1 protein-coding gene is annotated in these 671 nt (G+C 48.3%); it reads left to right on the top strand.

All coding sequences use genetic code 11. From position 1 onward, the window contains the following. Positions 1 to 671 (top strand): S41 family peptidase (locus A3739_RS03180; RefSeq protein WP_197472000.1); only part of this gene is annotated, 671 nt, incomplete at both ends.

Genomic DNA, 671 nt, shown 5'->3' with positions numbered 1-671 from the left:
CTCGCTCTTCAGAAAACTTTAACATCAACATGAGTTTGTCGCTTGAAGGAATCGGCGCGGTTCTACAAGCCGACAATGAGTTTACAAAAGTTGTTCGCTTGATTGCAGGTGGTCCTGCGCAACAACAAGGCCAGCTTGGCCCTGCTGACCGAATTGTCGGCGTTGCTCAAGGCGACGAGAAAATGGTTAACGTTGTAGGTTGGAGATTAGACGAAGTTGTACAATTGATTCGTGGTCCAAAAAAATCAACGGTGCGCCTCGAAGTTATTCCATCCGAAGCAAAAGTCGACACAGACACGCGCGTGATCGCGATTGTTCGTGACAAAGTAAAACTTGAAGATCAAGCAGCGAAAAGTTCTGTCATCGAGACTGAACGCGACGGTCAAACTAAGCGCGTTGGTGTTATCGAGATTCCAACCTTCTATGCTGACTTCCAAGCCATGCAAAACGGCGATCCAAACTACAAGAGCACAACACGCGACACATTGCTTTTGTTGAATGAAATGCGTGCCGAAAAAGAACTAGATGGTCTGGTCATTGATCTACGCGGCAATGGCGGCGGCTCATTAGACGAAGCAAACAAGCTTACCGGCCTGTTCATTGATGAAGGCCCTACCGTTCAAATACGCAGCGCGAACAACCGCGTCGAAGTGCTAACTGACCCAGATCCA

This window comes from Oleiphilus sp. HI0067 (genome assembly GCF_001635735.1).
The sequence above is the reverse complement of the archived record's forward strand: the minus strand, read 5'-3'. Positions and strand labels throughout refer to the sequence as shown.